Origin of the sequence: Acinetobacter sp. G11 (assembly GCF_049808495.1) — a bacterium.
In the GTDB taxonomy this organism is placed as follows: Bacteria; Pseudomonadota; Gammaproteobacteria; order Pseudomonadales; family Moraxellaceae; genus Acinetobacter; species Acinetobacter kookii.
This window is the reverse complement of record NZ_JBNCAT010000003.1, coordinates 67,764-87,303: the sequence shown is the minus strand read 5'-3', so window position 1 is coordinate 87,303 and position 19,540 is coordinate 67,764. Positions and strand designations below refer to the sequence as shown.

The window sequence follows — 19,540 nt, the reverse complement described above, 5'->3', positions numbered from 1 at the left end:
GCACTGTTATTTTTGTGCAGCCAGATAGGCATGTACACCCTCACCTGCAGCACGACCTGTGGCAAAACAGGCCGTAAGCAAATAGCCTCCTGTCGGTGCATCCCAGTCCAGCATTTCGCCGCAACAAAATACATGCGGGTTGGACTTTAATTGCAGCTGCCCGGACAACACGTCGCGTTTCACCCCACCGGCACAGCTAATCGCTTCTTCTATAGGGCGAAATCCCGTTACAGCAATCAGTAGCTGTTTAATCTGCTGGGCCAAAGCTATTGGATCGTTCCATAGAGGTTTTGCAACCAGTTCACGCACCAGGCTGGCCTTCGCTGCATCCAGTCCCGCCTTACGCCAGACAGTGCTCAATGACTGCTTTTTACCCGGCTGTAATTTTTTCACCAATTGCTCCATGCTTTGCTCGGGAAGCAAATCCAGATACAGTTGCATGGCCTGACCATTTTTCACTTGCTGGCGCAGTGCACGCCCCTGCTTATAGACCAGGCCACTTTCCAGACCATAATGGGTAATCACAATATCGCCCATGCTTTTGGCTTGACCCTCTACCCAGGCTTCGACACGTTTTAAAGGCTGGCCAAAGACCGGCTGCATAAACTTGGACCAGGTACGCTCCACCCCGGCATTGCTGGCCTGAAAGGCTTCAATTTCATGCGGAGACAGCCATTGCTGCCATGCGCCGTCACTGCCGAGTTGTGACCACGATACTGCCCCACAAGCCATAATGATGGCATCAAAATCCTGTTCGCTGTCTTGCTGTGTGGTTACATCCCGGATACACAATTGCTGAGCCTTTAGATTCAACACCTGATGGCGATAGTGAAATATCACCCCCTGTTCAACCAGACGTTTTAGCCAGGCACGCAGTAAAGGGGCAGCCTTCATTTCTACCGGGAACACCCGTCCTGAGGAGCCGATATAGGATGCAATCCCTAAACCCATCATCCATTGCTGAATCCATTGGGCATCCCATTTTTTTACCCAAGGGGCCAGCCATTCCGCCTGATCATAACGCTGAATAAACTGCGCAATTGGCTCGGCATGGGAAATATTCAGTCCGGTTTTACCCGCCATCAAAAACTTGCGTGCAGCAGACGGCTTTTGTTCATAGACATGAATCTCATAGCCACCTTGGCTCAAGACTTCTGCAGCCATTAACCCTGCGGGACCTGCCCCAATAATTGCAACACGCTTTTTCATAAACCACTCATTCAGCGTTCTTAATATCAGTTTCTGATGTTACGGCTTGAACCGGATTTTGGCCTTGCAAAGGCTTAAAATCATCAAAGCGCGTAGTGTAGCCTTCCGGCTTGCTGATGATTAATTGCTGGCACAACTCCCCGCGTCCCAGATACTTAATTTCAAAATGGGTACGCGCCGAGGTGCCTGGAATCACTTCTTTGACAAAAGGCAATTTCCAGACTTCAATCAACTGCTGCTGTGCTTCTGCAATATATTCAGGAATGTTGCTGGCCAAAGTGACGGTACCACCCGGCTGTAAGCGTGACAGCAGAAATTCAAAAAATGGCATGTTTAACCAGCGCTGTGCCGGATTATGCGGTTCAGGATTTGGATAGAGAATAAAAAACTGCTGTACTTGAGCAGGCAATAAGGCATGCACAATCCACGGCATGGCATCGGCATGAATCGCCTGTAAATTCGTTTGTCCTTCCAGGACATGCTGTTTTTGCATGGCCAGATATTTTTCACGCGTGCGCTCAATGGCAATCAATTTTTTTTCAGGATGTTGAGCTGAAAACAGCAAGGCATGTTTACCTTTGCCGGCACCAATTTCCACACAAACGGGATCCGGGCGAATCATTTGAAAATCACGAGGTGCATGCATACGCTGTGCTTGAAATTGACGAATTGGCATAATCAGATCAAACTAACAAAAATCCGCTCAAGTCTAGCAAGAGCGACTGTATTTGCCTAATTGAATCCTTATTTTTATTCGGAGAATAACATGCCGCGCACTTTTCCGTGTCCACGCTGTGGTAAACCCACTCACTGGGAAGGCAATGAATTTCGTCCTTTTTGTTCAGAACGTTGCAAAATGATTGATCTGGGAGCCTGGGCGAATGATGAATATAAACTGCCGACTCAAGATGCCCCCCAAGCAGATAACAGTGGCGAACAAGATGATTTTTAATCATCTTGCGTGATCCGCAGGAAAATTATCTACAGGTGAATAAAAGGGATTGATTCACCTTAGTCAAATGGATTGGAAAGCATTTTCCTATATTCCAAACCCAAAAGAATAATAAAAAAAATCAGAAGGATACCAATCGCCGTGATGAGCATATCGTGGCTATAAATCCCCAAGCCCAAACATACCAACATTAGAATAGTAAATATAAACAGTGTTATTTTTGTAAATAGTAGCTTCACCAACCGACCCTCGGAAATTATAAATTATAAATCACGTGATAAAAGTCCACTTTTTATACAGAAAAAGTCAACTTGTCTACAATTTTGTATTAAATTTATTCTTGTTTTCTTCATTATGTAATTAAATCTATCTACAGAAATGATTAAAAACACTATCTTACAAATGTTAATTTTTTATTACTTATAGACAAAAAGAACAACCAGTAGTCACTTTTTAAATTATAATAGCCCTACAAGAATAGTAATAAAATTTTTCTGAATAACTAAACATTTAAAAATAAGAATTTTGGCTATACCAGCCTTATAACGATAAAAAACTAACAATGATAAATCTTAAAAATGATAAAAAAAGGAGAACTCCATGGGTCTTTGGTGCTTAAAAGTTCTATTTTTTCTGTTTGTTGGCTTCAGTATTGTGGGACTGATTTTTGGAATTTATACCCATGATGGCATTATTATTGCGATTGGCATCTTATTCATACTGGCAGCCATTATTATTGCACTGGAATTAAAACAGCTACGCAGTGGACCCTTTCACCGAGATTGATGCAATAATTCATCAATCTCGTACAGGAAAAACAAAAAAGAATTAACCCGCTTTACCTGCTACAAAGGGATTATGCTGTTTTTCAAAACCAATGGTACTTAAGGGACCATGACCGGAAATAAATTGCGTTTCATCCGGTAAACTAAAACATTCACGTTGAATGGAATCAAGCAGCTGCTGATGATTGCCGCGCGGGAAATCTGTACGTCCGATCGATCCCTTGAACAACACATCCCCTGTCCACAACAGGCCATAGTTTTTGTTATAGAACATCACATGACCCGGCGTATGACCTGGAGCAAAACGGACTTCGAATTCCTCTTCGCCTAGCTTTAAAACTTCTCCACCTTCCAGCCATTGAGTCACATCTACCTTTTCAGGAACAGGAAAACCATAACGTTGCGATACTTCCTGAATCATGTCGAGCCAGAAGGCATCTTCCTTGTGCGGACCAATTACCGGCACATTCCAGACCTTGCTTAAAGCACCCGCCGCACCAGCATGATCCAGATGCCCATGGGTCAACCATAAGGCTTTTACTTTCAGCCCCAAAGCTTCCACCTCGGCTTGTAGTTTTTCCGCTTCACCGCCCGCATCAATCAAAATGGCTTCTTTAGATTCAGCATCCCAAACAATTGAACAGTTTTGCTGAAATGCCGTGACCGGCAAAATTTTGACTTGCAGCATGATAATGAAACCTCGGAGAAATTAGTGAGCGAATGTTTGCTTTAATCCATCAAGATTAGCCCGAAGCAGTGTGCTGAGCAAGGCGATATGATCTGGACGACAATTTAATGCCGGAATGTAGGCATATTCTCCACCACCTGCCGAATGGAATATTTCAGCATTTTGCAGCGCTAACTCTTCCAGGGTCTCCAGACAGTCTGCAGAAAAGGCAGGACTCATGACCTGAACCGATTTCACCCCTTGCTTGCCCCATTCTTCCAGCAAGGCATCGGTATAAGGTTTTACCCACTCCTGTTTTCCAAAACGCGACTGGAAACTGATGGCCCATTGCTCCCCGGATAAGCCCAATGCATCGGCCAATAATTGTGCCGTGACACGGCAGCGTTCTGCATAAGGATCGCCTTTATCGGCATAAGGCTGAGGGATGCCGTGGAATGACATCAACAGTTTTTCTGGCTGGCCATGTACGGTCTGATAGTCCCGGACACTTTGCGCCAGCGCCTGGATAAATGCGGGATGCTGATAATAATCGCGAATAATGGACAGACCGGGCAAATTGCGCTGCGTCAAAATCCATTTTGCCAGGGCATCATATAAAGGTGCTGTTGAGGTGGCTGAATACTGTGGAAATAAAGGCAATAAAATAATGTGATCTGGAATGTCCTGTGATAAGCGATTCAAGGCAGAATCAATGCCTGGATTGCCATAGGTCATGGCAGGAATAATGTTGAGTTCAAATTCAGGATATTGTCCGGTCAATGCTTTCTTTACTTCAATGACTTGATTCAAGAGCACTTCACGCATGGGAGAATCTTGCTGCCACACCATTTCATAGGCATGGGCCACACGCTTGGGACGAAAAGGCAAGATAAACAGCCGTAAAATGATTTGCCAGATCGGCTTCGGGATTTCAATGACGCGCTGATCGGACAGAAACTGCTTCAAAAACCGACGAACTGCAGGGACCGTGGGTTGGTCCGGCGTACCCAAATTGGCCAAAATAATCGTGACTTTCGTTTTAGGTGCAGAAGACATCAAACCCTTTTCCAATAGAAATGAACTGCTTTACTTTAACAGCTTTCTGTACTTTCTCTCTATGGATTAAAATGCAGATTTAAATTGAAAAACACGATCATTATCCAGCAAATTACTTTCAAGTAGCTTTTGTCCCTTGAGGGTCAGCTGCCAGAGCATTCGTTGACGGTCATCCCGGCCTGACGGCACAATCCAGTCATTTTGGCGCATTTGCAGCTTAATATTGTGTAAGGCACGAATATTAATTTGTGCACGGGCAACGGCATGGGCACGTGGCATTTCCATCCGGGCATCTGCCAGACCCGTCTCATTCAAATAATCATTGATGCATTTGGAAAAATATTCTTCTGGTGTTGGATTGACAAACATGCTGCCCAAAATAGACAGGAGCTGAGCCCAGGTGAGTTTCTTCTGAATTTTCAGTTCTTTAAAATTGCCATCCTGGTAGGCATGCATACGATATTCAAATGAAAACAGTTCATTCATGGAAACTTTAGGTAAAGACAGGAACGGGTCTACTTCCCGTTTTCCGACTTCGGTTTCCAGCTGTTCAATTTTGGCTTTCAGTTGATCAATTTGATCATGCAAAGCCTGGGTGTTTTGCGGTCGAACCCATCCCGATACCGGATAGCGCTCCAACATTTGTGGCATGTTAAAACGTACGGCCATTTCCAGATCACGCAGGCTACGGTAAGTAAAAATCTGATCCACTTCTTGTTGTAATAATTTACGGAATTCTAAAAATTTTTCGCGCAATTCAGGTTTTTGATCATGTAAAGACTCATCACGTGATGCAGGGTCTTCATGCATAAAGACAATAATCGGTTTCTGTTTGGTGACGGCATAAATATATTCCAGATGCATATAACCCACACCTGACACAGACTGTTCACCATACTGACTGCCTACCAGCAGGACCACATAGTCGCAATCATCAATCTGACGACGTGCAAATGCAGTGCTTAAAGGCGTTCGCTGTTCTAATCCCCAAGAAAAGAAACCCATGCCCACTAAAGTTTGAGCCAAAACGATGCGTTCCGGCTGCATTTCACTGCCAGAAGTAGAAATAAAAACCTGATAACGCTTATCGAGCATTGGTTATCCTCTTCCAATTGCTTATTACATCCTGACTGATACATCCTGAGCAGTCCCGATATAACTCAGCGACCCCAATATAAAAATTTTTTAATATATTTCAAAAGACTAGCCGCATTTGTTTATTTATTCAACACCAATATTACGAATATCCCAAGTCAAATCTTCTTGAATCAGGTACTGCAGCACAGTTTTTAAATTTTCTGCATTATTGCCACTCACATAGCACTCGATGCGTAAGCCATTATTTTGTTCTTGCTCAAATAACAATTGATTTTTGATCAAAATACGGGCTGTTTGTCGCGCAACTGCCAGTCCAGAGTCAATTAATGTCAGTTTCTGACCAAATATAGACTGAATTGCAGATTTTAGGAAGGGATAATGTGTGCAACCTAAAACTAAATAATCGGCTCCCTGATCAACCACAGGTTGCAAAATTGCTTTTAAGGTCGCTAAACAGGCCTCACTCATCTGTGCGCCACTTTCCACAAAAGGCACCAAATCAAGACAGGTGACAGGAATAACCTGCACATTGGCGGGAATTGCAAAACGCTGGATCACATCTTTAATCAGCTGACCACGAAAGGTTGCAGGCGTGGCAAGCACAGCCACGGTTTTGGATTTAGTTTGCAAAACGGCCGGTTTTAGTGCCGGTACCAGACCGATAATCGGAAAATTTTCTCCATAATAATCACGTAAATAATCCAGACTGAATGCAGACGCGGTATTGCATGCAACAACTGCGACTTTACACCCCTTCCGATATAGCCACTCAATGGCATGCGCCGTAAGCTCACGAATTTCCTGATCTTTTCGTGGGCCATACGGTACATGTGCAGTATCGGCATAATAAACAATACGTTCTTTGGGCAAATGTGTGGCAATTTCTTGTGCGACAGACAAACCACCTATTCCAGAATCAAAAATCCCGATGGGTGCATCAGCATGTGCCTTAGGCATTGGATCGATTAAAGGATAAACAGGATGAATGGCTGTCATGGTTTCACTTTCAGCAGTTCAAGAAATCGGAAGATCAAAGCTTAAACCTCAGGTGCCCAATTGCAAGTAAAAATCGCCACTTTGTAAGCTTAAAATGGTTTCATTTTTGTCATTTTCAAGCAGCTGTCCCATTTCAATTAAATGAAAAAAAGCAGAACGTTGAATTAATGCATTGATGCCAAAACGCACGTGTACATATGGACGCAATTCACTTTCATATTCACGCATAAAAATCGGATGCTGCTGATCCACAATCACGATATCCTGAGTGGTCGTGGTGAATTGAATATAAGTCTTTCCATCAATCTCGACCTGATCCACCTGATTGACAAATAAAGGCTCATCTTCTACTTCAATTTCAATCTGCTCAACCGGGGTCTTTAAGTAGAATTTGCCCTGTTCTTTCCAGAGCACGGTTGAGAACAGGTCAATCAGGGCTTGTCGTTTAATCAATTGACCTTCGTGCCACCATTCTCCATTGGCTTTTACCTTTAAATCCATTGTCCCACAATGCTTTGGGTTGAATTGATCCAATGGGGGTATTGACCTTTTGTGACCGGCCTGTGCATCTTTTAAGTATTGTGCAATGCCTTTTAAATTTTTATCATCGGGAATAGCTACTTTTTTCGTCGGATTTGGTGAATTATTTTGATTAATCATGACTAAAGACCCTGCTGACGGAAAAATAATATGATTCAGCCAATTGGCTAGATCGAGGTTTAAAACTATACTAGCCCACAATATAAAAGGCACGATATTAAAATTGTGTCTGGGCACACAGAATACTCATGGCAGCACCGGAATAATGACGGTTGCCACCTTCTAATCATATGAGGAATCCTACATGGAACACATCGAACGTGAATCGATGGAGTTTGACGTCGTCATCGTAGGTGCAGGACCGGCCGGTCTTTCTGCAGCGATCAAGATCCGTCAACTTGCAATTGAAAACAACCTGAACGATCTGTCGGTTTGTGTGGTGGAAAAAGGCTCTGAAGTCGGTGCGCATATCCTCTCCGGTGCAGTACTGGAACCACGTGCCATGAATGAGCTGTTCCCGAACTGGAAGGAAGAAGGTGCTCCTTTAAATGTGCCGGTAACCGAAGACAAAACCTATTTCCTGCTCTCGGATGAAAAATCACAGGAAGCCCCGCACTGGATGGTGCCTAAAACCATGCACAACGATGGCAACTATGTCATCTCGCTTGGTAACGTAGTGCGCTGGTTGGGCCAAAAAGCGGAAGAGCTGGAAGTGTCGATCTTCCCGGGCTTTGCCGCATCGGAAATTCTCTATCATGCAGATGGTTCGGTAAAAGGCATCCAGACCGGTGACATGGGCATTGGCAAGGATGGCGAACCGACGCACAACTTTACTCCAGGCTATGAACTGCATGCCAAATACACCCTGTTTGCTGAAGGCTGCCGTGGCCACCTCGGCAAGCGTTTAATTGCCAAATACAACCTCGATAAAGACTCAGATCCGCAGCACTACGGGATCGGGATTAAGGAGCTGTGGGAAATCGACCCGGCGAAACATAAGCCAGGTCTGGTGATGCACGGTGCCGGCTGGCCGTTAAATGAAACCGGTTCGTCAGGCGGCTGGTGGTTGTACCACGCTGAAAACAATCAGGTGACTTTGGGCATGATCGTCGATCTGTCCTATACCAACCCGCATATGTATCCGTTTATGGAAATGCAGCGCTGGAAAACCCATCCCCTGATCAAGCAGTATCTGGAAGGCGGCAAGCGCATTTCTTATGGCGCGCGTGCCGTGACCAAAGGCGGCTTTAACTCGCTGCCGAAATTCACCTTCCCGGGCGGTAGCCTGATTGGTGATGATGCCGGTTTCCTGAACTTTGCCAAAATCAAGGGCTCACATACCGCGATGAAATCCGGCATGCTCTGCGGTGAAGCGGTATTTGAAGCGATTGCTGCAGGCGTGGCCAAAGGCGGTGACCTGTCCGTTGCGCGCGTGACGGAAGGCGAAGACCTGTTTGCCAAAGAACTGACTGCTTACACCGACAAGTTCAACAACAGCTGGCTGAAAGAAGAATTATATAATTCGCGTAACTTTGGCCCGGCCATGCACAAGTTTGGCCAGTGGCTCGGTGGTGCATTTAACTTTATCGACCAAAACGTGTTTAAGGTGCCGTTTACCCTGCACGACCTGGTGACGGATTTCGGTACGCTGAAAACTGTCGATGCCGCAACCTTCAAGCCGAACTATCCAAAACCGGATGGCAAGCTGACCTTTGACCGTTTATCTTCGGTATTTGTATCCAACACGGTGCATGAAGAAAATCAGCCAGCACACTTGAAGCTGACCGATGCCTCGATTCCGGTGAATGTCAACCTGCCAAAATGGGATGAACCGGCACAGCGCTACTGCCCGGCGGGGGTATACGAAATCATGGAAAATGATGACGGTTCAAAACGCTTCCAGATCAATGCAGCCAACTGTGTACACTGCAAGACCTGTGACATCAAGGATCCTTCACAGAACATCACTTGGGTAACGCCGGAAGGCGGTGGTGGTCCAAACTACCCGAATATGTAATGAGTCTCAGTTGAGATATAAAATAAACCCGCTAAAAAGCGGGTTTATTTTTTAGCGATTAAAACACCTTAAAATTTAAGTCGTAATTGATGAATCAATCTTTCAATCACACATCTCTAATCACGTATTTTAAATAAAAAATTATTAACCCTTCTTCACCAGATAATGGAACTCTTTATTGCCGTTTTCATCTAAACGTTCTTCCTGCAATAACAGCTCATGTCCCAAATGCATGCAGAATTTCGGAATATCCCAAGAAGTTGAATTATCTGTTGCAAATACTTCCACCACATCGCCAGACTTGGATTTACGAATCGCCTGATGCAGCATCATCACCGGTTCAGGGCAACGTAATCCACGGGTATTTAATTGAATGCTTGGAATGACAGAGGGTTCAGACATCAGAAAACTCAGGTTTAAAATCTGCGGTTATTTTAGCATAAACATAAAGGTCCGGTGATATGCTGGAAAATGAAGGAGATAGCCTGATTTTCTGACCTAATTAACTCTGATTTAGATGAAGATTAGCGATAGACAACTGTATTTTCTACGGTATGATTAAAATTACATTTTTTAGATATTAAGCGTCTTTAGGAAAGATCATGCACGAGGAATCAGGCCCGTCGTGGGGCATGCGCGGCTTACGCAAATGGCTGAGTACAGCACCCGAAACTCGCGACGAACTGTTAAAATTAGTACAAGATTCACGTCGTTTTTTAGAACCCGATACTGTTGCCATGCTTGAAGGCGTGCTTGACCTTCCGGCAACCAAGATTCGTGAGGTCATGACCCCACGAACTTCCATGATCAGCTTGCAAGAAGATGATCAGCTGCTCGATATTCTGCATGTCCTGGTAGAATCTGCACATTCACGTTTTCCTGTTTTTTCATCTGATCAACCGGATAATGTCGTCGGCATTTTATTGGCCAAAGATCTGTTGCCTTTCCTGACCGAACCTACCTCCAAAGTAGATATTCGCGCCTTAATGCGCCAACCGCTGTTTGTGCCGGAAAGTGCCCGTTCCGATCAGGTCATGCGGATGTTGAAAAACACCCAGACCCATATTGCAGTGGTGATTGATGAATATGGCACGACTTCAGGTCTGGTCACTTTAGAAGACATTCTGGAAGAAATTGTCGGTGAAATTGAAGATGAACACGACAAGGTCGATGAAGAAGCCCAGTACATTATTCCCGATAACGATCCACACACGGCGAATACCTGGCTGGTTCAGGCACTTACACCAATTGAACACTTTAACAATGTTTTAGATGCTGATTTTTCCGATGATGAAGTAGAAACTGTCGGCGGTTTATTGCTTCAAGAAATGGGTCTAGTCAGCGATTTACAAGGTCAAGTGATTGAACTTGAAAATTGGGAATTTACCATTTTAGAAGCAGATGCACGTACTATTCATCTGATTCGAGCTGTCCGTAAATGAGAACTTACTTTGATAAGCTGTTAAATTCATCTCAACAACACAAGCAGCTCCCTTTTATTTATCCCTTTTTAATTTCGCTTTTTTCAGGTGCCGTGTTCAGTTTTGCACTGGCACCTTATTATTACTGGTGGCTGGCCATATTGTCGCCAGCTTTGCTCTATGCTTCGCTGCGTAAACGCTCTGCTCCACAGGCTTTTTTCATTGGCTGGGCTTATGGCTTTGGCTTGTGGTTTGTCGGGGCCTTCTGGCTGTATACCTCAATCCATGTTTATGGGGATACCAGTGCTTTCTTAAGCGTACTGATGATTGCCTTCATGGCCTTGGTGATGGGGCTATTTACCGCGCTGCAAACCTGGATCTATCGCCGCTTTTTCCCGGAAACACCCCTGACTTTTGCACCGCTGTGGATATTCTTCGAGTGGGCCAAAACCTGGGTATTTACCGGTTTTCCCTGGCTATTTGTCGGTTATGCCTTTACCGAACGTTTCCTGGATAACTATGCGCCCTTATTCGGTATTTTCGGCGTATCGTTTGTAGTGATTATACTGGCCTGTGCACTGGTGGAAATTCTGAATAAGCGAGTGTTCTGGATCATCCCCTCAGCCATCTTTCTGCTGGGTGCCTGGGGAGCTTCTTATCTTCAATTTGTTGAAAAAAAAGCTGAGAAACCGCTTTCCGTTTCCCTGATTCAGGGCAATATTCCGCAAGACCTGAAATGGCTGACCGAATACCAGATCAAAACCTTGATGATCTATGCCAATCTAAGCCGGACTGAATGGGGACGGGATCTGATCGTCTGGCCGGAATCTTCCATTCCAATGTTCCAGACGGATATTGAACCGTTTCTAGATGCCATGAAAGTTCAGGCCAATAAAACCGGAACAGCGTGGGTGACGGGTATCCCCTACTGGGATTTGAAAGAATCACAAATTGAACAACACCCAATGTACTACAACAGCATTATGGCAAGCGGTGATGAATCGAACGGCCTGTATAAAAAACAGCGTCTGGTTCCTTTTGGCGAATATGTGCCTTTATCTGGCTGGCTCAGCTGGGTACTGCCTGCATTGCAAAATGATCCGTCCATGAGCGGTTTTTCTCGCGGAGCGCGCGACCAGAACCCGTTAAATGTGAAAAACCATGCGCTGGGTGCGGCCATTTGCTATGAAGTGGCTTATCCCAACCTGACCCGTCGCAATGCCAGTCAAAGCGATTATCTGGTGACGGTGTCCAATGATGCTTGGTTTACTGGTACAGCGGGACCTTGGCAGCATTTGCAGATGGTACAGATGCGTGCCAAAGAAAATGGACGCTGGTTTATTCGTGCCACCAATACCGGGGTAACGGCATTTATCGATCATCACGGACATATTGTCAAACAGGCACCGACCGACCAAACTGCAATTCTTCGTGGTGAACTGCCTGCGATGCAGGGTGAAACCTTGTATATGCGCTTAAGTGATTGGCCAGTATTGATTATATCATTCTTGCTATTACTACTGGGTTGGCGCTTCCGGCCACGTAAGGTGGATGTTTCGTTTAAATCACGGCGTTGAAACTCCATCTGAGCTCCCTTCTTCAAGGGAGAAACAGTCCCCCCTTTCGGAATAATGCTGATCAGTTAAGGAGTTTAGAAATAAACTCCTTAATTTTTAGTAATCCATGGTGGAGTCTTACCGTTTTAAATCAAACTTTTGCAGCTCATTTGTTACTTTGGTTTCGCCCTGAGAAGCACTGCTTCGTAAGAGCAAAGGCATCTTGCGGAGCAATGCTCCTCACCGCAAAACTCGTCAGCCACTATCAACTAGCAAATTTGTCGCAGAAACAATCATTTTCTTAATGTAGTCCTGCCTCAAACAGTTGCGGATGACTTTCTCACATATCAAATACAGTCATGAATTTAAAAAAGAAAATACCAATAAATTTCTTAACTGACTGGCATTACTCCTTTCGAAAAGGGGGGATTTAGAGGGATTAAGTATTTTCACAAGCCACCACAAATCCCGCCCAACCTCCCTTTTCCAAAGGGAGGAGCCTTTTAAAAAGTAATTAAAAAAAACCGAGATATTTATCTCGGTTTTTTTTATGCACTGGATTTTATAATTGTGTGACGAGATAAGAAATCATGCTTGCTAAAAACAACATGGGAATGTAACGATAAATGCTCACTATACTTTGTTCTAAAACTGAAGACTGTTCTTGTTTTAATTTTAATACAGTCGCTTTTAATGCAGACCAAAAGCACAATACAAACAGGGCACTGAATAAACTGATGGCAAAAAATCCGACCATAATCTGGCTACTGCCTTCCGTCGCATTCCATAAGTTTAAAATGCCTTGACTGATGGGAAGTAAGCTCAAAATTAAAAGAACAGACTTGAGCATTGCCCAATGAAATTGGTTAATTTCATCCGATATTATAAATGCTTTCATTCCATTCTCCTTGGCTAAAAAATGCCTTTAAGAATATTATGCTCAGTTTTAATTAAATAAAAAGACTATATATCTGGATACTTTACAATTATTGTAATCAACAAATATGGGAATCATTCTTATTATAATCCTTAAATCGTGGTTATTATATAATTTATTTTAAATTCAATATCTTAATATATATTTTATAATTAATATTTATTATCACTTCATCCTTTATTGAATAACCAGATGAAGTGAAATGATATATTTTATACCCTTAAAATAATTAAGGATTTTTAATTAAGGCTGATAATAAATATCGGCATCGGTATCTTCACCGCCTTCTTTACCGTCGGCACCAAAAGAATATAAATCGAATGCCCGACCTTCAGCACCGGGAATCACATATTGAATATCATTGTCCCAGCTGTCTTTCGGATAACCACCTTTGACATAACCGCCCTGCATCCAGTTTTTAGCCGAAGCCGGCTGATTTACCAAGGCATCTAAACCGCCATCTTGCATGGACGGATATTTCCCATTATCCAGTTTATATTGGTCTAAAGCCCCGGCAACGCCTTTTAAGGTAATGGAAGTGGTATCAACCTTGGCTTTTTCACCGCGCCCCATCACATTAGGAACAATCAGTGCAGCCAATACACCTAAAATTACAATCACCACCATCACTTCAATGAGGGTAAAGCCTGAGGCACGATTCACTCGAGTGCCACTCGAGCGTGCCGCAAGTCCGAAAGCTGTGCTTGAGGAGGAGATTTCATTCACAACCGGTTCAGTCTTTTTCATTCAATTTCTCTCATTCATCTTTAGAAAGTTTGATTCACTTTCGATTTTTCGTAGAATTTACTCTATTTCTGTTTAAATCATATTATTCATATTCACAATTGGCAGCATCACTGCAATCACGATCACCAGCACAATACTTGCCATCAAGACCAGCATCAAAGGCTCAAGCAATGCCAGCAAAGTAGAAATCAGTGTAGTCACTTCCCGATCCTGCATGGTCGAGGCACGCTCTAACATACGATCCAGCTCGCCCGATGCTTCGCCACTTTTGATCATTTGTACCATCATCGGTGGGAAATAACCACTGCGTTCCAGTTGTGTCGCCAGGTTACCGCCTTCAGTGACTCGCTCGGCGGCCAAATTGACCGAATCTCGGATGACCCAGTTATTACTCACCGCGGCGCCAATTTTAAGTGCATCCACCAAAGGCACGCCAGATTGGGTCAAAATTGATAAAGTACTGGCAAAACGTGCTGCATTGATACCACGGGATAATTTACCCAATAATGGCAATTTGAGCGTTAAACGATCAAATGCATAATGTCCGGCTGTGGTTCTTAAAAAACGTAACAGTCCCATCAGCCCCACAACACCCGCGATCAGTAAAAAGGGCCAAGCCACCCGAATAAAATCGCTGGTTTTCATTAAGACAACCGTGATCCACGGCAAGGTATCTTTACTTTGATCAAAAGTTTTGACAATGTCGGGAACCACATAAGTCATCAACCCCATCACAATGGCAAAGGACATCAGCATTAAAATGATGGGATAAATCATCGCGCCCTGCACTTTTTTTTGCATGGCAAAGCGGTTTTCGGTGTAATCCGATAATTGGTCCAGAATCAGATCCAGATGTCCTGAGCGCTCACCAGCGGCAATGGTCGCAATATAAAGCTCGGGCAAACGTCCGGATTGCTGTAAAGCATTGGCCAAAGAATGCCCCTCCAGTACTTTTGAACGCACGGACATCAACAAATTCTGCACATGGGCTTTTTCATTTTGCTTGCCTACCGCCCGCAGCGCCTCTTCTAAAGGAATTCCGGCTGCCACCAGAACTGAAAGCTGGCGGGTAAACAAGGCCAAATCATAAGCAGTGATTTTTTTCTGAAACCAGCGGGCTGAGTGATGCTTATCTTTTTGCTCGACAGGATCAACCGTCACAGGAATAAGTTCTTTATCCCTCAGCTGTTGACGAATTTGACGTGCAGAATCCCCTTCTAACACGCCTTTTTGCTGCTTCCCTGAAGCATCAATGGCAGTAAATTGATATGCAGGCATTGTAATGCTCTAATTTTCCAAAATTTGCTTCAGCGCTGTTGCGTCTGACCACCAAAATCATTCATATTCTTATACATAAATGATTTGCTCACTCTAACATAACTCGCCCTTTAGCACGACGAAATTTGATCAGGACCATTTGCCCCTTATTTATGCCAAATACACCATCAACGCCAGCCGACATTTATCGCATTCGTGTTGCCGTACCTGTACATCTCTACGACTGTTTTGACTACACCTTAACGGCTGAACAATACCGGCAAGCTGAAGTTGGGGCACGTGTGGCCGTATCGTTTGGACGGCAAAATCTGGTAGGTATTATTGTTGAAAAATTAACGGCCAATACCCCGATAGATCCGCGTTTTAAGCTCAAAGCCATCACTGAGCTGCTGGATGACCAAGCGCTGTTAGATCGAAAAATTTTAAGCCTGCTCACCTGGTCCGCGCAATATTATCAATTTCCGGTTGGCGAAGTTTTTCAAAGCGCCCTGCCAACATTTTTACGTCAGGGCAAACCCTATAATTTATTGGCCCGAATGTGGAAAGTGCTGGATTTGCATGCCGAAGACAAGCTGATGCGCTCTGAAAAACAGCAACAAGCCTATAAAGTGCTGAAATTACATCCTCAAGGCACCACGGAAAATATTTTAAATTTAGCCGGAATTGAAACGGCAACACTCAAGGCGCTGGAAAAAAAGGCAATTGTGGAGTGTATGCTGGAACATCAGGACTTTAGTCCGCAGCCCGTCACCCTGGCACAAATGCCCTTAACCGCCAATGAAGATCAGAAAAAAGCCATTCAACAGGTGTTGAAAGCCCAGAAAAAATATCAGGCCTTTTTACTGGATGGCTTGACCGGGAGTGGTAAAACCGAAGTGTATTTGCAAATCATGCAAGAGGTGCTGAAACAGGGCAAACAGGTCCTGGTTTTAGTGCCTGAAATTGGCCTGACCCCGCAGACCATCAGCCGGTTCCAGTCCCGTTTTCATGGCAACATTGTACTGCTGCATTCAGGACTGAATGATTCCAAGCGCCTGCAAGCCTGGCAGGCTGCACAAACCGGCAAGGCTTCAATTATTTTAGGAACCCGTTCAGCCATTTATACGCCGCTGCCAAATCTGGGGCTGATCATTCTGGATGAAGAACACGACCTGTCGTTTAAGCAGCAGGAAGGTTTTCGCTACCATGCCCGTGATGTCGCAATGTACCGTGCCCATCTGGAAAACTGTCCGATTATTTTAGGCTCAGCCACCCCGAGTATTGACAGCTATGCGCTGGTTGAAATGGGAAAAATGACCCGTTTAGAACTGAATCAGCGTGCCGGTGCGGCCGTCATGCCAAAGATTCATCTGATTGACCTGAAAATTGCGCAAAAACAGAATGGCATAAGCCAAAGCCTGATTGATGAGATTCAAAAACGTCTGGATAGAAAAGAACAGGTACTGGTGTTTTTAAACCGTCGCGGTTATGCCCCGGTGCTGATTTGTGAAAGCTGTGCCTGGCAAGCCAAATGCCCGCATTGTGACGCCAACTTTACCGTGCATCGCCAGCCTTATCAGCATTTACATTGTCATCACTGTGGCAGCATTCACCGTCTGCCCGAGCAATGTCCGCAGTGCACGCATAGTGAATTAAAGCCGATTGGTCTCGGTACCGCCAAAGTGGAAGAAAACCTGCAACAACTGTTCCCCCATTTCGACGTGATTCGGGTCGACCGCGATTCCACCAGCCGGGTCGGCAGCTGGCAAAAAATTTATGACAAGATTCAAAAAAGTGAACCGGTTGTTCTGCTTGGGACGCAAATGCTGGCCAAAGGACATCATTTTCCCTATGTCACTTTAGTGGCCATTTTAGATATTGATTCCGGCCTGCTCAGTGTCGATTTCCGTGCCACCGAACGCACCGCACAACTGATCGTACAGGTTGCCGGGCGTGCCGGACGCGGTGAACGCAAAGGTGAAGTCTATTTGCAAACTCTGAGACCGGATCACCCCCTATTAAATACCTTAATTGACAAGGATTACCGGCATTTCGCCAGACAGACCTTAAAAGAACGTCAGGCTGCCTTATTGCCCCCTTTTCGTTATGCCGCCTTAATTCGCTGTGAATCGAAAAGTCAGGAACAGAACCAGGAATTTTTACAGCAACATGCCCAGGCTTTAAGACAGGTTTCGGAAAACCTGATTGATATCTGGGGACCGATTCCTGCCCCGATGGAACGTAAGGCCGGGCGTTATCAGGCGCATATGGTGCTGCTGTCACAAGATCGGGCCCGATTACATTTTTATATCCGTACCTGGTGGCAAAATATGTTGCATGAAAAGCCCTCAAACATGAAACTGACACTCGATATAGATCCTCAAGAATTAAGCTAAATCAACATTTATGCTGTGCTTAAATTCCTTGAAATTAAAATAAATTCCAGGACAAACTAATGTCGCTACTGTTACAAATTACGATTTTTCTGGGTGCTTCGCTGCTCTTGGTGCCGCTCGCCAAGCGTTTTGGCATTGCCACGGTACTCGGCTATTTGTTTACAGGCATTCTGCTCGGTCCCAGCGTATTCAATATTGCCAGTGATCCGGAAGCGATTCAGGAACTGGCCGAATTTGGCGTGATTTTGCTGATGTTCATTATTGGTCTGGAGCTACGTCCACAACGGCTGTGGGAAATGCGCAAATCCATTTTCCTGATGGGCAGTCTGCAAGTCGGTATTACCGGGGTGATTCTGGCCATCCTGACTTTTTTTGTCTTAAACCAAAACCTTTCTGCCAGCTTTGTCATTGGTATGGCGCTGGCACTGTCCTCCACAGCCTTTGTGTTACAGCTGCTTTCAGAAAAGCAGCAGCTCAACACCACCTTCGGGCAACAATCTTTTTCCATTTTACTGTTTCAGGATATTGCGGCCATTCCGCTCTTGGCGATTATTCCCTTATTGGCGGGTACCGAATCGACCCATCATGGGGTGGCGTATTTTGCCGCAATTATTGCGACTTTTAGCGGCCTGTTCCTGTTTAGCCGCTACATGATGCGGCCATTTTTTCGCTTTGTGGCCAAAAGTGGCGCGCATGAACTGATTACCGCCGTCGGTTTATTTATTGTGCTGGGCGTGGTGGCATTGATGGATGTGCTCGGCATCAGCACCACCCTCGGCGCTTTCTTAACCGGGGTGTTGCTGGCCGACTCTGAATTCCGACATGAGCTTGAAGCCAGTATTGCACCGTTTAAAGGGCTGCTGCTAGGCCTATTCTTCATGACGGTGGGCATGACCACACAATTGTCACTGCTGGTGGATATGCCCTGGCTGATTATTGGCGGTGCACTCATTTTAATGCTGGTCAAAAGCGTGACCCTGACGGCCATTGCCCGCTATTTAAACTATTCATGGCGCAACAGCTTACTGCTTGCGACCTGTCTGGCTCAAGGCGGTGAATTTGCCTTTGTCGTCCTCAAGGTTGCCAGTAGTGAAAAAGTTCTTACTCAAGCCATGCTTGAGCCTTTGACCTTGATTGTAACCCTTTCCATGGTACTCACCCCAATGTTGTACTGGATCATCAGCAGCTGGATTCTTCCTTTAATAGATAAAGAAAAAGCCCCCGTCTATGATGAAATTCCAGACATCCACAACCCGATGATCATTGCCGGCTTTGGCCGTTTCGGACAGATCATTGCCCGTATTGCCCATTTACAGCACCAGTCTTTTACCGCCATTGACAGTAACCTGGAAAAAGTCGATTTCGTGCGCAACTATGGCGGCACGGTATACTATGGTGATGCCACACAACCCGATATTTTACGTTCCGCAGGCATTGAACACGCCAAAGTTTTTGTCCTGGCGATTGATGATATTGAAGACTCCATGAATGTGGCGCGCCATATTCGTTTAAACTATCCCAATCTGAAACTTTTGGTACGCGCCCGAGACCGCCATCATGTGCATTTACTGCGGGATTTGGGGGTCGAACTGATCTGGCGTGAAACCTATTTATCCTCACTGGGCATGGCTTATCGCGCTTTACGTGAATTAGAGATCAGCGAAGAAGATGCGTATAAGAGTATTGAACTGTTCCGTGATTACGATGAGAAATTATTGCTTCAACAGCAACGGGTTTATACTGATGAACAGAAAATTTATGAAACCCATCGTAATGCACTGGCAGAACTGGAACATCTATTTGAAAGTGATGCGCAAATTCGTCAAGAACCTACTGGCGTCAATTTACAACGCGGTCTAGAACATCAGCGTATTGATGTCACAAGAGATGATAGTAACTAGCTTGT

Annotated in this window: 18 protein-coding genes; 7 read left to right on the top strand and 11 right to left on the bottom strand. The window is 44.8% G+C overall.

All coding sequences use genetic code 11. From position 1 onward, the window contains the following. Positions 1-6 precede the first annotated feature (6 nt). Positions 7-1,209 carry a TIGR03862 family flavoprotein gene (locus tag ACPUEY_RS02145; protein ID WP_425120989.1) on the bottom strand — a complete coding sequence of 401 codons (1,203 nt, stop codon included), beginning with the start codon at positions 1,207-1,209 and terminating at the stop codon, positions 7-9. A 7-nt stretch (positions 1,210-1,216) separates the two neighbouring features. Further along, positions 1,217-1,891 carry an SAM-dependent methyltransferase gene (locus ACPUEY_RS02140; protein WP_425121043.1) on the bottom strand — a complete coding sequence of 225 codons (675 nt, stop codon included), beginning with the start codon at positions 1,889-1,891 and terminating at the stop codon, positions 1,217-1,219. Positions 1,892-1,975: 84 nt separating this feature from the next. Between ACPUEY_RS02140 and ACPUEY_RS02135 the strand changes: the two genes are divergently transcribed. Both ACPUEY_RS02135 and ACPUEY_RS02130 read left to right on the top strand, forming a co-directional pair. Next, positions 1,976-2,161 carry a DNA gyrase inhibitor YacG gene (locus ACPUEY_RS02135; protein ID WP_092819125.1) on the top strand — a complete coding sequence of 62 codons (186 nt, stop codon included), beginning with the start codon at positions 1,976-1,978 and terminating at the stop codon, positions 2,159-2,161. Between the two features lie 600 nt (positions 2,162-2,761). Continuing rightward, complete coding sequence (locus tag ACPUEY_RS02130; protein ID WP_261181189.1) at positions 2,762-2,947, top strand: hypothetical protein; 186 nt, start codon at positions 2,762-2,764, stop codon at positions 2,945-2,947. 42 nt (positions 2,948-2,989) lie between these two features. On the opposite strand, the gene ACPUEY_RS02125 is transcribed toward ACPUEY_RS02130, so the two are convergent. The 5 genes from ACPUEY_RS02125 to ACPUEY_RS02105 form a co-directional block, all read right to left on the bottom strand. After that, positions 2,990-3,634 (bottom strand): MBL fold metallo-hydrolase, encoded by a 645-nt coding sequence (locus ACPUEY_RS02125; RefSeq protein WP_425120988.1) that lies wholly within the window; start codon positions 3,632-3,634, stop codon positions 2,990-2,992. Positions 3,635-3,655: 21 nt separating this feature from the next. Continuing rightward, complete coding sequence (gene hemH, locus ACPUEY_RS02120) at positions 3,656-4,669, bottom strand: ferrochelatase (protein WP_425120987.1); 1,014 nt, start codon at positions 4,667-4,669, stop codon at positions 3,656-3,658. Positions 4,670-4,735: 66 nt separating this feature from the next. Next, positions 4,736-5,764: a DUF4062 domain-containing protein gene (locus ACPUEY_RS02115; RefSeq protein WP_131272931.1), complete on the bottom strand. Its 1,029-nt coding sequence runs from the start codon at positions 5,762-5,764 to the stop codon at positions 4,736-4,738. 126 nt (positions 5,765-5,890) lie between these two features. Continuing rightward, on the bottom strand, positions 5,891-6,763 hold the full coding sequence (gene murI / locus ACPUEY_RS02110) for a glutamate racemase (protein WP_425120986.1): 873 nt from the start codon (positions 6,761-6,763) through the stop codon (positions 5,891-5,893). Positions 6,764-6,811: 48 nt separating this feature from the next. After that, a complete protein-coding gene (locus tag ACPUEY_RS02105) occupies positions 6,812-7,423 on the bottom strand; it encodes a DUF1285 domain-containing protein (protein WP_092819131.1) in 612 nt (203 codons plus the stop codon). Positions 7,424-7,607: 184 nt separating this feature from the next. Between ACPUEY_RS02105 and ACPUEY_RS02100 the strand changes: the two genes are divergently transcribed. Next, entirely contained in the window at positions 7,608-9,320 is a 1,713-nt protein-coding gene (locus ACPUEY_RS02100; protein ID WP_425120985.1) for a 4Fe-4S dicluster domain-containing protein, read from the top strand. Positions 9,321-9,464: 144 nt separating this feature from the next. On the opposite strand, the gene tusA is transcribed toward ACPUEY_RS02100, so the two are convergent. Beyond that, on the bottom strand, positions 9,465-9,722 hold the full coding sequence (gene tusA / locus ACPUEY_RS02095) for a sulfurtransferase TusA (protein WP_425120984.1): 258 nt from the start codon (positions 9,720-9,722) through the stop codon (positions 9,465-9,467). A 200-nt stretch (positions 9,723-9,922) separates the two neighbouring features. On the opposite strand from tusA, the gene ACPUEY_RS02090 reads away from it, so the two are divergent. Together ACPUEY_RS02090 and lnt are read left to right on the top strand one after the other, a co-directional pair. Next, on the top strand, positions 9,923-10,762 hold the full coding sequence (locus tag ACPUEY_RS02090; RefSeq protein ID WP_425120983.1) for an HlyC/CorC family transporter: 840 nt from the start codon (positions 9,923-9,925) through the stop codon (positions 10,760-10,762). Beyond that, on the top strand, positions 10,759-12,318 hold the full coding sequence (gene lnt, locus ACPUEY_RS02085) for an apolipoprotein N-acyltransferase (protein WP_425120982.1): 1,560 nt from the start codon (positions 10,759-10,761) through the stop codon (positions 12,316-12,318). Before ACPUEY_RS02090 ends, lnt begins: the two co-directional genes overlap by 4 nt. A gap of 541 nt (positions 12,319-12,859) precedes the next feature. On the opposite strand, the gene ACPUEY_RS02080 is transcribed toward lnt, so the two are convergent. The 3 genes from ACPUEY_RS02080 to gspF all read right to left on the bottom strand — a co-directional run bounded on the left by ACPUEY_RS02080 (position 12,860) and on the right by gspF (position 15,259). Continuing rightward, complete coding sequence (locus tag ACPUEY_RS02080; protein ID WP_425120981.1) at positions 12,860-13,195, bottom strand: hypothetical protein; 336 nt, start codon at positions 13,193-13,195, stop codon at positions 12,860-12,862. Positions 13,196-13,477: 282 nt separating this feature from the next. Further along, positions 13,478-13,981 (bottom strand): type II secretion system major pseudopilin GspG, encoded by a 504-nt coding sequence (gene gspG / locus ACPUEY_RS02075; RefSeq protein WP_425120980.1) that lies wholly within the window; start codon positions 13,979-13,981, stop codon positions 13,478-13,480. Positions 13,982-14,053: 72 nt separating this feature from the next. After that, on the bottom strand, positions 14,054-15,259 hold the full coding sequence (gene gspF, locus ACPUEY_RS02070; RefSeq protein WP_425120979.1) for a type II secretion system inner membrane protein GspF: 1,206 nt from the start codon (positions 15,257-15,259) through the stop codon (positions 14,054-14,056). Positions 15,260-15,411: 152 nt separating this feature from the next. On the opposite strand from gspF, the gene ACPUEY_RS02065 reads away from it, so the two are divergent. Together ACPUEY_RS02065 and ACPUEY_RS02060 are read left to right on the top strand one after the other, a co-directional pair. Continuing rightward, entirely contained in the window at positions 15,412-17,634 is a 2,223-nt protein-coding gene (locus tag ACPUEY_RS02065; RefSeq protein ID WP_425120978.1) for a primosomal protein N', read from the top strand. A 59-nt stretch (positions 17,635-17,693) separates the two neighbouring features. Then, a complete protein-coding gene (locus ACPUEY_RS02060; RefSeq protein WP_425120977.1) occupies positions 17,694-19,535 on the top strand; it encodes a monovalent cation:proton antiporter-2 (CPA2) family protein in 1,842 nt (613 codons plus the stop codon). Positions 19,536-19,540 lie beyond the last annotated feature (5 nt).

Bases quoted from the DNA above. Each gene is read 5' to 3' on its own strand.
- ACPUEY_RS02145 (WP_425120989.1), bottom strand. From the start codon at position 1,209: ATGAAAAAGCGTGTTGCAATTATTGGGGCAGGTCCCGCAGGGTTAATG.
- ACPUEY_RS02135 (WP_092819125.1), top strand. From the start codon at position 1,976: ATGCCGCGCACTTTTCCGTGTCCACGCTGTGGTAAACCCACTCACTGG.
- ACPUEY_RS02130 (WP_261181189.1), top strand. From the start codon at position 2,762: ATGGGTCTTTGGTGCTTAAAAGTTCTATTTTTTCTGTTTGTTGGCTTC.
- ACPUEY_RS02125 (WP_425120988.1), bottom strand. From the start codon at position 3,634: ATGCTGCAAGTCAAAATTTTGCCGGTCACGGCATTTCAGCAAAACTGT.
- hemH (WP_425120987.1), bottom strand. From the start codon at position 4,669: ATGTCTTCTGCACCTAAAACGAAAGTCACGATTATTTTGGCCAATTTG.
- ACPUEY_RS02115 (WP_131272931.1), bottom strand. From the start codon at position 5,764: ATGCTCGATAAGCGTTATCAGGTTTTTATTTCTACTTCTGGCAGTGAA.
- murI (WP_425120986.1), bottom strand. From the start codon at position 6,763: ATGACAGCCATTCATCCTGTTTATCCTTTAATCGATCCAATGCCTAAG.
- ACPUEY_RS02105 (WP_092819131.1), bottom strand. From the start codon at position 7,423: ATGATTAATCAAAATAATTCACCAAATCCGACGAAAAAAGTAGCTATT.
- ACPUEY_RS02100 (WP_425120985.1), top strand. From the start codon at position 7,608: ATGGAACACATCGAACGTGAATCGATGGAGTTTGACGTCGTCATCGTA.
- tusA (WP_425120984.1), bottom strand. From the start codon at position 9,722: ATGTCTGAACCCTCTGTCATTCCAAGCATTCAATTAAATACCCGTGGA.
- ACPUEY_RS02090 (WP_425120983.1), top strand. From the start codon at position 9,923: ATGCACGAGGAATCAGGCCCGTCGTGGGGCATGCGCGGCTTACGCAAA.
- lnt (WP_425120982.1), top strand. From the start codon at position 10,759: ATGAGAACTTACTTTGATAAGCTGTTAAATTCATCTCAACAACACAAG.
- ACPUEY_RS02080 (WP_425120981.1), bottom strand. From the start codon at position 13,195: ATGAAAGCATTTATAATATCGGATGAAATTAACCAATTTCATTGGGCA.
- gspG (WP_425120980.1), bottom strand. From the start codon at position 13,981: ATGAAAAAGACTGAACCGGTTGTGAATGAAATCTCCTCCTCAAGCACA.
- gspF (WP_425120979.1), bottom strand. From the start codon at position 15,259: ATGCCTGCATATCAATTTACTGCCATTGATGCTTCAGGGAAGCAGCAA.
- ACPUEY_RS02065 (WP_425120978.1), top strand. From the start codon at position 15,412: ATGCCAAATACACCATCAACGCCAGCCGACATTTATCGCATTCGTGTT.
- ACPUEY_RS02060 (WP_425120977.1), top strand. From the start codon at position 17,694: ATGTCGCTACTGTTACAAATTACGATTTTTCTGGGTGCTTCGCTGCTC.